Source organism: Deinococcus multiflagellatus (assembly GCF_020166415.1).
Taxonomy (GTDB): domain Bacteria; phylum Deinococcota; class Deinococci; order Deinococcales; family Deinococcaceae; genus Deinococcus; species Deinococcus multiflagellatus.
The window spans coordinates 93,669-106,149 of sequence record NZ_JAIQXV010000010.1; the positions used below are offsets into that span (position 1 = coordinate 93,669).

Below are 12,481 nucleotides of genomic sequence, written 5' to 3' on the forward strand. Positions count from 1 at the left end.
CGGAGGACCCCATGAGCAAAATCACCGGATTTCTGGAACAGCCGCGCGTGAAAGACCAGTACGCCCCCGTGGAGGCGCGCCTGAAGCACTACCACGAGTTTCTGCTGCCGCTGGCCCCGGGCGCGGCCCGCTTGCAGGCCACGCGCTGCATGGACTGCGGCATTCCGTTCTGCACCAGCGGCTGCCCCGTGAACAACATCATTCCCGACTTCAACAACCTCGTGTACCAGGACGACTGGCGCAGCGCCCTGGACACGCTGCACTCCACGAACAACTTCCCCGAATTCACGGGCCGCATCTGCCCCGCGCCCTGCGAGGCCGCCTGCACCCTGAACATCAGTGACGACGCCGTGGGCATCAAATCCATTGAGCTGGCGATCATTGAGCGCGGCTGGCAGGAAGGCTGGGTGGCGCCGCAACCCCCCACGCGGCCCACGGGCAAGAAGGTGGCCGTGGTGGGCTCGGGGCCCGCCGGGCTGGCCGCCGCCCAGCAACTGGCGCGCGCCGGGCATACGGTCACGGTGTTCGAGAAAAACGACCGCGTGGGCGGCCTGCTGCGTTACGGCATTCCCGACTTCAAGCTGGACAAGCATCACATTGACCGCCGCGTGGCCCAGATGGAAGCCGAGGGGGTGACCTTCCGCACCGGCGTGCTGGTGGGCGCGTGGCCCGAAGGCAGCCGCGTGACCAACCTGAGCAAGCAGACTGTTACCCCCGAGGGGCTGCAGGCCGAATTCGACGCCGTGCTGCTGGCCGGCGGCGCCGAGCAGCCGCGTGATCTGCCGGTGGCGGGCCGTGAGCTGGACGGCGTGCACTTTGCGATGGAGTTCCTGCCGCAGCAGAACCGCGTCACGGCGGGCGACAAGCTGAAAAAGCAGCTGCGCGCCGACGGCAAGCACGTCATCGTGATCGGTGGCGGCGACACGGGCAGCGACTGCGTGGGCACCAGCAACCGCCACGGCGCCGCCAGCGTGACCCAGTTCGAGGTGATGCCCCAGCCGCCCGAGCAGGAAAACAAGCCGCTGGTCTGGCCCTACTGGCCCCTGAAACTGCGCACCAGCACCAGCCACGAGGAAGGCGCGGTGCGTGAATTCGCCATTGCCACCAAGGAATTTATCGGCAAGGGCGGCAAGGTGACCGGCGTGAAGACGGTGCGCCTGGAGATGCGCGACGGGCAGCTGCAGGAAGTCGAGGGCAGCGAGACCGTGTACCGGGCCGACCTCGTGCTGCTGGCGATGGGCTTCGTGAGCCCGGTGGGCAGCGTCATTGACGCCTTTGGTGTGAACAAGGACGCCCGGGGCAACGCCCACGCGGGCACCGAGGAAGCGGGCGGCTACGCCACCAGCGTGCCCGGCGTGTTTGCGGCGGGCGACATGCGCCGGGGCCAGAGCCTGGTGGTGTGGGCCATCCGCGAGGGCCGCCAGGCCGCGCGCGCCATTGACGAGCACCTGATGGGGGAGAGCGTCCTGCCCCGGTAAACAGCCGATAGGGCCTGACCTGGCCTATTCTCCGCGCCACCTCGGGAATACCCCAGAGGTGGCGCGGCTTCTGGACACGCACCGGCCACCCTCCTGTGTCTGCACCGGACAGACGGCGGGCCCAGGGGGGGTGCTAGCCTCAACCCTGGCCCGCTGTTCGGGCGGGCCGCTTCCTTCGGGGCAGGGTGTGAATCCCTACCGGCGGTGATGGCGCGGGCGCCCACAAGCCCCGGGCCTCAGCCCGCGAAGCCTGCGCAAACTGCAACACGCGCAGGCCCGACCCGGTGTGAGTCTGGGGCCGACGGTGTCATGGCAACGAGAGACGCGCTGAACGCGGCAAGACAGGCGAGGGGTCGTCCCCGAGCCTGAGGCCACCAGAGCGCTGTTTCTGTCCGCCATCCAGTCCGGATGAGAGAAGGAGGACCGCTGACCCTGCCGACCCCGGCGGGCAGCGACAACGTATGGTTGACGTGAATGCTCCGCCCCCTGGGCTGGAGAAACGTGTGTGGCCGGGCGACCACGGCATGGCGCTGGCGCTGGCGCAGGCTGCCCGGGGCCTGGGCCGCACTGCCCCCAACCCCCCGGTGGGCTGCGTGCTGGTGCAGGACGATGAGGTGGTGGGCGCCGGTTTTCACCCGGCAGTGGGCGAGCCCCACGCCGAGGTGTTCGCCCTGCGGAAAGCGGGGGACCGGGCGCGCGGGGCCACCGCGTATGTGACGCTGGAACCGTGCCGCCACCACGGCCGCACCCCGCCCTGCACCGAGGCGCTGATCCGGGCCGGCGTGCGCCGCGTGGTGGTGGCCGCCCTGGACCCCAACCCGCAGGTGGCCGGGCAGGGCGTGGCCCGGCTGCGCGCCGCTGGCCTGGAGGTGGTGCTGGGCGTGCGGGAACCCGAAGCCCTGCGCCAGCAGGCGGGGTTCCGCGCCCTGATCACCCGGGGCCGCCCCTGGGTGGTGGCCAAATATGCCATGACCCTGGACGGCAAGGTGGCCGCCCACGGCGAGGGCAACGGGGCGGTGAGCAGCACCGCCGCCCGTGAGCGCACCATGATGTGGCGCAACGAACTGGACGCCTTGGCGGTGGGGGCCGGCACCGTGCAGGCCGATAACCCAGCCCTGACCACGCGCGGCGTGCCGGACGGGCGCGACCCCCGCCCGGTGGTCTTTGACCGCCAAGCCAGATCGGACGTTCAGGCGCGGGTCTGGCGGGAAGGCGCCGTGCTGGTGACCGGGCTGGACGCGGTGGCCACCGCTTACGAAGGGGCGGGCGTGACCGTTCTGCGCGCGGCCGACCTGCCCGGCGCGCTGCACGGGCTGGGCCAGCTGGGCGTGTCCAGCCTGCTGCTGGAAGGCGGCCCCACGCTGCTCAGCGCGTTTTTTGCGGCCGGGCTGGTGGACGAGGTGCGCGTGTTCATCGCCCCCAAGCTGCTGGGCGCGGGGCTGTCGCCCCTGACCCGCCCCGCACAGGCCATGGCCGCCGCCCAGCCGCTGCGCGACGTGACGATTGAAGCACTGGGCCCGGACGTGCTGGTCACGGGTCTGCTGAGCGAGATTCCCCGGCTGTAGTTCTCTCTCCTCTCCGCAGAGGAGAGGTGCTGCGGGACCGCAGGGGGTCTGTGTCTGCCGTCCTGCCGAGGTTGATTCATGTTTACCGGCATCATTGAACAGGTGGGGCGCATCGCCCGCACCGAACACCACAGCGGCCACCTTACTGTCACCATTCAGCCCGCCGGGATGTGGCCCGATCTGCAACTGGGCGAGAGCATCGCCGTGGGCGGCGCCTGCCTGACCGTCACCGGCTGGGACGAGGCCGGCTTCACCGTGGACCTCAGCCGCGAGACGCTGGCGAAAACGGCGCCGCACTGGCGGGCCGGCGCGTCCGTGAATCTGGAACGCGCCATGACGGCCGGGGCGCGCTTTGGCGGCCACATCGTCAGCGGGCATGTGGACGGCGTGGCCGAGGTCCTGAGGGTCGAGGCCCAGCCCGGCGCCCACACCATGACCCTGCGCGCGCCGCCTCACCTCGCCCGCTATCTGGTCCCCAAGGGCAGCGTGACCGCCGACGGCGTGAGCCTGACCGTGGTGGACGTGGGCGGCCCCGCTGGCAGCCGCCGGGACCTGCGCGCCGACGAATTCACCCTCTGGCTGGTGCCCCACACCCTGGCGGTCACCACGCTGCGCACCTGGGTGCCCGGCACCCGGGTCAACCTGGAGGCCGATCAGCTGGCGAAGTATGTGGAGCGGCTGCTCGCCTTCGGCGGGTCTAAGGGTCTAAGGGTCGAAGAGTCAAAGAAAGACCCCCTTAGACCCTTAGACTCTTCGACCCTTGACGGAGGCCAGTCATGACCCTCGCCTCCATCCCCGATCTGCTGGCCGAGCTGCGTGCCGGGCGCCCCGTGATTCTGGTGGATGACGAGGGCCGCGAGAACGAGGGCGATCTGCTGATGCCCGCCGCCACGGCCACGCCGCACTGGATCAACTTCATGGCGCGCGAGGGGCGCGGCCTGATCTGCGTGACCCTGCCCCCGGAGCGGGCCCAGGCCCTGGACCTGACGCCGATGGTGGGGGCCGGTCATTTTTCAGGCGGCACTGACCCCAACGGCACGGCCTTTACCGTCAGCGTGGACCATGTGAGCAACACCACCGGCATCAGCGCCTACGACCGCGCGGCCACGGTGGCGGCCCTGCTGGACGGGCAGGCCCAGCCTGCCGATTTCCGCCGCCCCGGGCACATCTTTCCGCTGGTGGCCCGCCCTGGTGGGGTGCTGCGCCGCGCGGGGCACACCGAAGCCGCCTGCGATCTGGCGCGGCTGGCGGGCTTTGCGCCCCTGGGCGTGATCTGCGAGATCATGGGCGACGACGGCGAGATGAGCCGCCTGCCGGACCTGCTAACGTTTGGCGAGAAACACGGCCTGAAGGTGGGCAGCATTGAAGCCCTGATTGCCTACCGCCTGGAGCACGATCCGTTTATGGCGCTGGTGGCCGAAGCCAAACTGCCCACCGAGTACGGCGACTTCCGCATCGTGGGCTTCGAGGACACCCTCAGCGGGGCCGAGCATGTGGCCCTGGTGATGGGCGAGGTGACCCCCGAGCCGCTGCTGGTGCGGGTGCACAGCGAATGCCTGACCGGCGACGGCTTTCATTCCCTGCGCTGCGACTGCGGCCCCCAGCGCGACGCGGCCCTGCGCGCCATTGCCGAAGGGGGCCGGGGCGTGCTGGTCTACCTGCGCCAGGAGGGCCGGGGCATTGGCCTGCTGAACAAGATTCGCGCCTATGGGCTGCAAGACGGCGGCGCCGACACCGTGGAAGCCAACCTGCGCCTGGGCTTTCCCGCCGACGCCCGCGACTTTGGCATTGGCGCCCAGATGCTACACCTGCTGGGCGCCCGGCAGCTGCGCGTGCTGACCAACAACCCCCGCAAGCTCCATTCCCTGGGCGGCTTCGGCCTGACCGTGACCGAGCGCGTGCCCCTGCATGTGGGCGAGGGCGAGCACAACGCGGCGTATCTGCAGACCAAGCGGGCGAAGCTGGGGCATCTGGCGGCAGAGGGCGAATGGCAAATGGCTGATGGCTCATAGCAGAGGGCAAATGGCGAATGGCAGATGGCGAAGACCTGATTGCACGCCCCCACCGCCTCCCTGCTTTTCCCACTTCCCACACCCCACTCCCCACATCCCCTCCGAAGGAGCCCCCCATGAACCGAATGGAAGCCACCCTCCTGGCCACCGATCTGAAATTCGCCATTGTCAGCACCCGCTGGAACCACCTGATCGTGGACCGGCTGGTCGAAGGTGCCGAACTGGCCTTTGTGCAGCACGGCGGCAAGACCGAACACCTGGACCATTTTCTGGCCCCCGGCAGCTACGAGGTGCCCCTGGTGGCGCGCAAGCTGGCGCAGTCCGGCAAGTACGACGCCGTGGTGTGTCTGGGTGCCGTGATCAAGGGCGACACCGACCACTACGACTTCGTGGCGGGCGGCGCGGCCAGCGGCATTCTGAACACCAGCCTGGAGACGGGCGTGCCCGTGGCGTTCGGGGTGCTGACCACCGACACCGTGGAGCAGGCCCTGAACCGCGCCGGCATCAAGGCCGGGAACAAGGGGGCCGAAGCGGTGCTGGCAATGATTGAGACGGTGAATCTGCTGCGGCGGATTGGGTAAGAGGGTCGAGGCGGCTGCGCCGCAGTCGAGAGGTCGAGGCGTCGAGAAAGTGGCGCCTTCGGCCTCTCGGCATCTTTGTTGGTGGCGCGCAGATGGTCCTTTTGACCCCTCGACCTCCTGAAGCGAACCCGCCGCCGCCACCGTTCATAGGGCCCCAGCCTTTCTCGACCTCTCGACCCCCAGACTTCTCGACGCTTTGGCAGCCTCCTCCGTCCCGCAATCCCGCCCTGCCTCACACCTGGGGGCCCCCGCCCCTGCTAAGCTGCTGTGCTTGGTGCGGCGCCACAGAGAACATCGCACCGCCAACTTGAAAGTGGGGTGATCTTCTTTGACGGCAGCACAGCAGATGCAGGAACAGCTTTTTCCTGCGCCGATTAAAAGTGTGGAAAAAGGCAGCGCCGCCGAGCGCGCGGGCGTGCGCCCCGGCGACGTGCTGCTGCGGGTGAACGGGCAGGCAGTGACGGACGTGCTGGCCTACCGCCACCTGCTGTCGCAGGGCGCCGCCACCCTGGAAATCGCCCGGCCCCAGGAAGCCCCGCGCGTGATGACCGGCGTGCCCGGCACCGCGCAGGACCACCACCGCCTGATGCTGCCCGCCCCCCCCAGCCTGGACGACACCTTCACCTTCACGGTGGAGTGGGAAGACCCGGGCCTGGACTTCGAGGAAGTGCTGTTCGACGGCATTAAAAAGTGCGCCAACAAATGCGATTTCTGCTACGTGCACCAGATGCCGCGCGGCTTTCGCAAGAGCCTGTACATCATGGACGACGATTACCGCCTGTCCTTTCTGTACGGCTCGTTCGTCACCCTGACCAACCTGACCGAGGGCGACATCAACCGGATTCTGGACGAGAACCTCTCGCCGCTGTACGTGTCGGTGCACACGGCGAACCAGGACCTGCGCCAGGACCTGATGAAGTGGTGGAAACTGAAGGTCAAGGACCCCCAGGCCGTGCAGATTCGTTCCATGATCGAGCGCCTGGAGAGCATCGACCTGTACACCCAGATCGTGCTGGTGCCGGGGCGCAATGACCGCGAGCACCTGGACGACACCGTGGCGTACCTGTCCAGCCGCCCCAACGTGATCAGCGCGGCGGTGGTGCCCATTGGCCTGACCGGGCACCGCACCAACCTGCCGGACGTGCGCACCTTCACCCGTGAGGAAGCGCAGGACACCCTGGCGCGGCTGAACGTGTGGCGACGGCAGTTCCTGGCCGAGCGCGGCACCCGCTTCGTCTTCCCCAGCGACGAACTGTACCTGCTGGCCGGCGAGCCGCTGCCCACCGAGGACGAGTACGAGGGCTTTCCCATGCTGGAAAACGGCGTGGGCATGATCCGCGACTTCCTGACCGAGGGCCTGTCCGACCTGCCCGCTGCGCTGCCGGCCCCGCGCAAGGTGATTCTGGGGACAGGCGCCCTGTTTGCCGAGTCGCTGGACCTGGCCGTGGAACCGCTGCGCCGCATCCAGGGACTGGACCTGGAGGTGCGCGCCCTGGAGAACAAGACCTTTGGCAAGGTGACCACGGTGGCCGGCCTGCTGACCGGGCGCTGCTTCCGCCACGCGGTGAAGCCCGGCGAGGCCGACCTGCTGCTGGTGCCCAACAGCACCCTGCGCTACGGCACCGAGCTGATGCTGGACGACGTGAGCCTGTCCGACCTGCGCGCCGAACTGAAGATGGACGTCCGGCCCGGCGGCGCCACCCTGGGCGAATTGGCGCGCGTGATTTTGCAGGGCGTGCACAGCAGCGGCACCCAGTGGGGCATGAGCGCCCACGCGGTGAAAGACACGGCGCAGGCATAAGCGGCGGGGTGCGGGCCGGGCGCTGGGGGGAAGGGTTCTCTCCTGGCGCCCGGCCCCCTTTGGTCCGGCCCGTGGCACACTGCGACCATGCTGAGTGGCTTTCAGAAGTTCATCCTGCGGGGCAATGTGGTGGATCTGGCGGTGGGGGTGGTCATTGGCGCGGCGTTCACTGGCGTGGTCACGACCTTTTCCAGCAGCTTCATCAACCCGCTCATCAAGGCCATCACGGGCGGGGGCCCCAAGGTGGGCGGCACGTTTACCCTGAACGGCGCGGTGTTCGACTACGGCGCGTTCATCACGGCGGTTTTGAATCTGCTGATCGTGGCCGCCGTTCTCTACTTTCTGGTGGTCATGCCGATTAACCGCCTCACCGAGCGCTTCAAGCGGCAGGAGAAACCCGCCGTGGCCGAGCCCAGCAACGAGGAAAAGCTGCTGGCCGAGATCCGCGACGCCCTAAAAAACCGTCCGCTGTAGCGCGGCCTTCAGTTGCCGCCTTTCTGGCCCCGGTATCCTGCGGCCCATGAACCGCAGCGCCATCTATGCCCGGAACTTTGAAAGCCACCGCGCCGCCCTGCTGGACCTGTACGCCCAGCTGCCCGAGGACCAGGCCAACTTCTCGGCCTGGGACGGCGGCATGAGCTTTATTGGGCAGGCCGACCACCTGTCGGGCAGCGCGGGCCGCCTGCTGAGCATGATTCAGGGGCAGGCCCCCGGCGACCTGCCGGCCCCCAGCCAGTCGCTGGCCGAAGCCCGCGAGCGCTTGCAGCAGAGCATGGCCGCCGCCACGGGTGCGATGACCGCCATGAGCGACGAGGACCTGTCGCGCCGCGTGCCGGCCTTTGGGGGCCGCGAGATGCCCGTGGCCGCCCTGCTGGACGCGATCATTGCCCACGAGGCCCACCACAAGGGCCAGGTGTGGCTGATGGCCCGCATGGTGGGGGTCAAGCCCCCCATGTTCGTGCGCATGGGCTGAACGTGGACGCCGCGCTGCTGCTGGTGCTTCTGGCCGGGCTGGTCTTCGCCTTGCTGCTGGCGACCCGGAACCTGCGGCACCCCGAGCGGCGCGGCCAGGGCCAGTCCCGCCGCGCCGAGGCCGTCTGGGAGCGCAAGCTGCTGTCCATGACCCTGGGCAACCGGGGCGCCATCGAGCGCGGCCTCACCGCCAAGCGCCGCCAGCACCCCGGGGCCAGTCGCGCCGAACTGCTGCGCCGACTGCATGACGATTACGTGCGTGACCGCAGCCGCTGAATGTGGTCATGCGGGTGAGCTGCGCACTGCCAGAAAACGCCCCTCCCCACCCGGAGGGGGTTTTCGCTGTTGCGCTGCGTTGGCGCTGCATGGCCTTGCCGCCCGCCCGGTTTGCATCGTGTTGGAGCGATACCAGCCGGGTGTGGGCCAGCAGGCGCTACACCCGGGCCCGCACCCGAATCTGGCGCACCCAGACCACCGCGCCCTGCGTGTCTTCGCGGCTGAGCAGGCGCACGCCGATGTACAGCTGGCCGCCCCGAATGGCCTCGTCCAGTGCGGCGCCTTCCAGGTGAATGGGGGTGTCGGTGCCGCGCCCAAGGGTCACTTCGGTCAGTTGTTGCCCGCCCGCCGGGCCGTCGCAGCGCAGGGCGTCGCCTGTGGGCCAGTCAATGAGCGGCGGCACCACCGGGCAGCTGGGCCGCGTGGCCGAGGCAAAAATCTGCACCCGGGCTTCGGTCACGGGGCCTTCGGGGGTCAGCACGGCGTCCAGCGTGACGTGGCGGTAACGGGCGCGGGGCAGCGTGAGGTGGTCCAGCTGGTTGGTGTCCATGTACGCCACCTCGTGCGGTTGCAGGTTGGGCACCGTGTTCACGAAGTAGAAATCCTGGGCCTGCACTTCAGGCAGGGGAACCAGACCACAGGCGCCCAGCAGGGGGCTCAGCAGAAGCGGCAGCAGGCGGCGCATGCCCCAGGCTACCTGCGGGCCGCGTCCGCTGTGACCGCACCTGCGGCCACGGCATGAGGGGCCAACCCGTTCCTTACCCGCGCAGCACCCGCAGGTACGCCTGCCACGGGCCCACGGCCTCCCGGTAGCCGCCCGCCAGCGTCCGCGTGACTTGCGCGAGGTGGTCCAGATCGTGCGCCGCCCAGGTGGCGAGCAGCTGCGCCAGGGTCACGGGGCCGAACTCTGGGTGCTGGCCTGTGCGGCGCAGGTCAGTGTCGGTCAGGTTCAGTGCCGCCAGCTGCCCCAGGCTCTGGGCGCGCACAGCGGCGAAGTCATCCAGCAGGGCGCCCAGCGGCTGGCCCTGTCCGGTGTGCAGATGCCCAAAGCGGTCGAAGGGCGCAAACACCTGCGCTTCCCCTGCGGCCAGCAGCACCCGGGCACGCGGCAGCCAGTTGGTGTGCTCGGCGTGGATCAGGTGCGCCACCACCTGCGCCGGGGTCCAGGTGCCTTCTCCCTCATCCAGCGCCGCCCAGCCATCCGGCAAGTCCCGCAGCAGCGCCCCCAGCACCCCCGGCGTGCGTGAGAGCAGCTCCACCGCGTCCTCCAGCTTGAACTCCATGCGCCGAGTGTAGGGCGGGGGGAGTTGATGGTGAATGGGAGAAGGTTGATGGAGGAACGCTTTCTCCATCAACCTTCTCCTATCAACCATCCCCTAATTCACCAGTTTGGTCTTGTTCGTCACAAAGTCCATCAGCACGTACTGGCCGATGTTCTGCGGCGTGGTGAAGTACGCCTTGCCCCGCGTCATCTCGGACACGCGGCGCACGAAGCCCACCAGTTCCGGGTCGCGGGCCAGCATGAAGGTGTTCACCTGGATGCCGCTGCGGCGGCAGTTGGCGACCTCGCGCAGGGTGGCGCCCAGCACGTAGGGGTCCAGGCCGTAGGCGTTCTTGTAAATGCGGCCATCGGGCAGCGTGAGGGCTGAGGGCTTGCCGTCGGTGATCATCACGATCTGCTTCATGTCCTTGTTCTCGCGCTTCAGCAACTGCTGGGCCAGGCGCAGGCCGCCCGCCGTGTTCGTGTGGTACGGGCCAATCTGCGCCTGCGCCAGCTTGCCCACCGGCACTTCCTCGGCGCTGTCGTGGAACAGCACGAACTTCACTGTGTCGCCGGGGTACTGGGTGCGGATCAGGTGGGCCAGGGCCAGCGCCACCTGCTTGGCCGGGGTAAAGCGGTCCTCGCCGTACAGGATCATGGAGTGCGAGCAGTCCAGCAGCACGATGGTCGCCGCCGAGGAGTTGTATTCCGCCTGCCGGATCACCAGATCCGATTCTTCTAAGTTGTCAAAGCCCTTGGAAATCACGTTGCCCAGCGTGGCGGTGGTGTCCAAGTTCATGGTGTCCCCGAACTCGTAGTTCTTCAGTTCGCCGGTCATTTCCACGCCGCTGGCGTATTCACGCGTGTCGTGGGCGCCCGCGCTGGAGCGGCCCAGGCCGCCCATCAGGTCGCGCAGGCTCTTGTAGCCCAGGAAATCAATGCTCTTGTCGGTGAGCTGAAAGGTGGCCTCGCCGGGGTCGCCCTGGCCGCCGCCCTCGCCGTCTTCAAACTCCTTGCGGATAAAGCCGTCCTGCTGCAGCTTGTCCATCAGGCGCCCAATCTGCTGGCCCAGGCTGGTCTCGCGGATGTCCTCGGCCTGCATGGCTTCCAGCAGCTGCTCTTCGGGGATCATGTTGCGCTCGGCCAGGGCTTCGAGAATCGCGTCGAACAGGTCGTCCATGCTGGGGCGCGCGTTGGGGTCGGGGTCGTAGGGGTCGTTCATCCCCTGGCCCAGCAGCGCTTCCTGAATCATCTGCATCAGCTCGCTGGACTCCAGCTGATCCAGTTCGCCTTCAAATTTGCTGTACCGCGTGACGCGCGCCATAGGTGGTCCTCCGTGCCTTTCAGCATGGCGCGTTTGTGCGGCGCGGTTTGTAAGGGGCTGGGCGTTTGTGCGGCAGTGGCGCTGTCCCCTTATTCTTTGCGGCGCAAGACCCCCTCTGCCCTGCAGCTTTTCAAGTCCCGCCAAGGGGAGAGGGTCGGAAAAAGGAATGAACTTTAGTTCCAGGCGCAGTGGACGTGGTTGTTGTGGCCGCCGCTGGAATCGTTGTAGGCGTTGAAGGTCTGCGAGGGGTCGCTGCCCGCCGCAATACAGGCGTTGCGCGCGGCGGTGTGGGCGCTGTTCGGCGTGCTCAGGCTCACCCCGTTCCAGATGCCAATATCAATCGCCAGCCCGGCGTAGTGGTCCGAATTCGTGGAGTGCTTGCCACCCGCCACCGAGGTGATGAAAAAGGTGTTCCCGGCGTTTGCGATGCTCAGCACGCCCTCCAGCATGGAGCGCTTCAGGGCCACCTGCAGGCCGCAGTTCACGTTGCTGTCGCACCCACGCGTGACCAGGCGGCCAGCGGCGGCGTCGGTCATGTTCTGCTTGGGGCTGCCGTTCGTGGTGGAACTGGTGGTGCCCAGCGTGATGCGGCTGCTGTTCAAAATTTGCCCGGCAAGGCTGGCGGTGGTGCCGCTGGGCGCAGTGCTGGCGCCCGTCACCAGTTCCTGCCAGGTGTTCAGGCCCACGATGCCGTCCACGCCCAGCCCGCGTTTGGTCTGAAAGTCGCGCACGGCGGTATTCGTGGCGGGGCCAAAGGCGCCGTCGACCGTCACACTGGTATACCCGTAGCCGTTGCGCAACTGGTCCTGCAGGGCGCGCACCGCGTTGTTGTTGTCGCCCTGGCGCACGGGCTTGATCAGGGCTTCCCAGGTGTTGCCGCCCACGATGCCGTCCACGGTCAAGCCCCGGGCCGCCTGGAAAGTGCGTACGGCCGTGTTCGTGCCGCTGCCAAAAATGCCGTCCACATCAACCGTCTGCCCGGCTTCGCGCAGCAGGTACTGCAGGGTGGTCACGTCGCGCCCGGTGTCGCCCTGGCGCAGGTTCTGCCAGGTCAGGGTGGCGGCGTGGGCCGGGGCGAGGGTGGTCACAAGGGCAATGGTGGTGCTCAGCAAGGCGTAACGCATGAAGCTCTCCTTTCCGCAGCGCAGGGGGCCTGCGGGCCGGGGGCCCAGAAAGAAGCCGCCCGGTAGGGACGAGGGGGGAAGATTTCG

The 12,481-nt window shown here is 68.2% G+C and carries 13 protein-coding genes; 9 read left to right on the forward strand and 4 right to left on the reverse strand.

The genetic code is table 11. The annotated features are described in order from the left end of the window. The first annotated feature begins 11 nt into the window (after window positions 1–11). The 9 genes from K7W41_RS12970 to K7W41_RS13010 all read left to right on the forward strand — a co-directional run bounded on the left by K7W41_RS12970 (window position 12) and on the right by K7W41_RS13010 (window position 8,685). Window positions 12–1,478, forward strand: a complete 1,467-nt coding sequence (locus K7W41_RS12970; RefSeq protein ID WP_224609166.1) for a glutamate synthase subunit beta — start codon at window positions 12–14, stop codon at window positions 1,476–1,478. A gap of 524 nt (window positions 1,479–2,002) precedes the next feature. Beyond that, a complete protein-coding gene (gene ribD / locus K7W41_RS12975) occupies window positions 2,003–3,043 on the forward strand; it encodes a bifunctional diaminohydroxyphosphoribosylaminopyrimidine deaminase/5-amino-6-(5-phosphoribosylamino)uracil reductase RibD (protein WP_224609320.1) in 1,041 nt (346 codons plus the stop codon). Window positions 3,044–3,121: 78 nt separating this feature from the next. After that, window positions 3,122–3,823, forward strand: a complete 702-nt coding sequence (locus K7W41_RS12980; protein WP_224609170.1) for a riboflavin synthase — start codon at window positions 3,122–3,124, stop codon at window positions 3,821–3,823. Further along, window positions 3,820–5,055, forward strand: coding sequence for a GTP cyclohydrolase II (ribA, locus tag K7W41_RS12985; RefSeq protein WP_224609174.1), 1,236 nt, complete (start codon window positions 3,820–3,822; stop codon window positions 5,053–5,055). The genes K7W41_RS12980 and ribA overlap by 4 nt, the downstream gene beginning before the upstream one ends. A 116-nt stretch (window positions 5,056–5,171) precedes the next feature. Next, complete coding sequence (gene ribH, locus K7W41_RS12990; protein WP_224609178.1) at window positions 5,172–5,636, forward strand: 6,7-dimethyl-8-ribityllumazine synthase; 465 nt, start codon at window positions 5,172–5,174, stop codon at window positions 5,634–5,636. Between the two features lie 346 nt (window positions 5,637–5,982). Beyond that, window positions 5,983–7,437: a DUF512 domain-containing protein gene (locus K7W41_RS12995; RefSeq protein WP_224609181.1), complete on the forward strand. Its 1,455-nt coding sequence runs from the start codon at window positions 5,983–5,985 to the stop codon at window positions 7,435–7,437. 87 nt (window positions 7,438–7,524) lie between these two features. Further along, on the forward strand, window positions 7,525–7,911 hold the full coding sequence (gene mscL / locus K7W41_RS13000) for a large conductance mechanosensitive channel protein MscL (RefSeq protein ID WP_224609184.1): 387 nt from the start codon (window positions 7,525–7,527) through the stop codon (window positions 7,909–7,911). 46 nt (window positions 7,912–7,957) lie between these two features. Then, window positions 7,958–8,410: a DinB family protein gene (locus K7W41_RS13005; protein WP_224609187.1), complete on the forward strand. Its 453-nt coding sequence runs from the start codon at window positions 7,958–7,960 to the stop codon at window positions 8,408–8,410. A 2-nt stretch (window positions 8,411–8,412) separates the two neighbouring features. Next, the gene (locus K7W41_RS13010) at window positions 8,413–8,685 is read left to right on the forward strand and encodes a hypothetical protein (RefSeq protein WP_224609190.1); all 273 of its coding nucleotides are present in this window, start codon (window positions 8,413–8,415) and stop codon (window positions 8,683–8,685) included. A 157-nt stretch (window positions 8,686–8,842) separates the two neighbouring features. Here the strand turns inward: K7W41_RS13010 and K7W41_RS13015 are convergent, their stop codons facing one another. From K7W41_RS13015 to K7W41_RS13030, 4 genes are all read right to left on the reverse strand, one after another. Continuing rightward, on the reverse strand, window positions 8,843–9,370 hold the full coding sequence (locus K7W41_RS13015; RefSeq protein WP_224609193.1) for a hypothetical protein: 528 nt from the start codon (window positions 9,368–9,370) through the stop codon (window positions 8,843–8,845). 73 nt (window positions 9,371–9,443) lie between these two features. Further along, window positions 9,444–9,968 (reverse strand): DinB family protein, encoded by a 525-nt coding sequence (locus K7W41_RS13020; protein WP_224609196.1) that lies wholly within the window; start codon window positions 9,966–9,968, stop codon window positions 9,444–9,446. A 93-nt stretch (window positions 9,969–10,061) separates the two neighbouring features. Next, complete coding sequence (locus tag K7W41_RS13025; RefSeq protein WP_224609199.1) at window positions 10,062–11,270, reverse strand: vWA domain-containing protein; 1,209 nt, start codon at window positions 11,268–11,270, stop codon at window positions 10,062–10,064. Window positions 11,271–11,443: 173 nt separating this feature from the next. Further along, window positions 11,444–12,394: a peptidoglycan-binding domain-containing protein gene (locus tag K7W41_RS13030; protein WP_224609203.1), complete on the reverse strand. Its 951-nt coding sequence runs from the start codon at window positions 12,392–12,394 to the stop codon at window positions 11,444–11,446. Window positions 12,395–12,481: the final 87 nt, after the last annotated feature.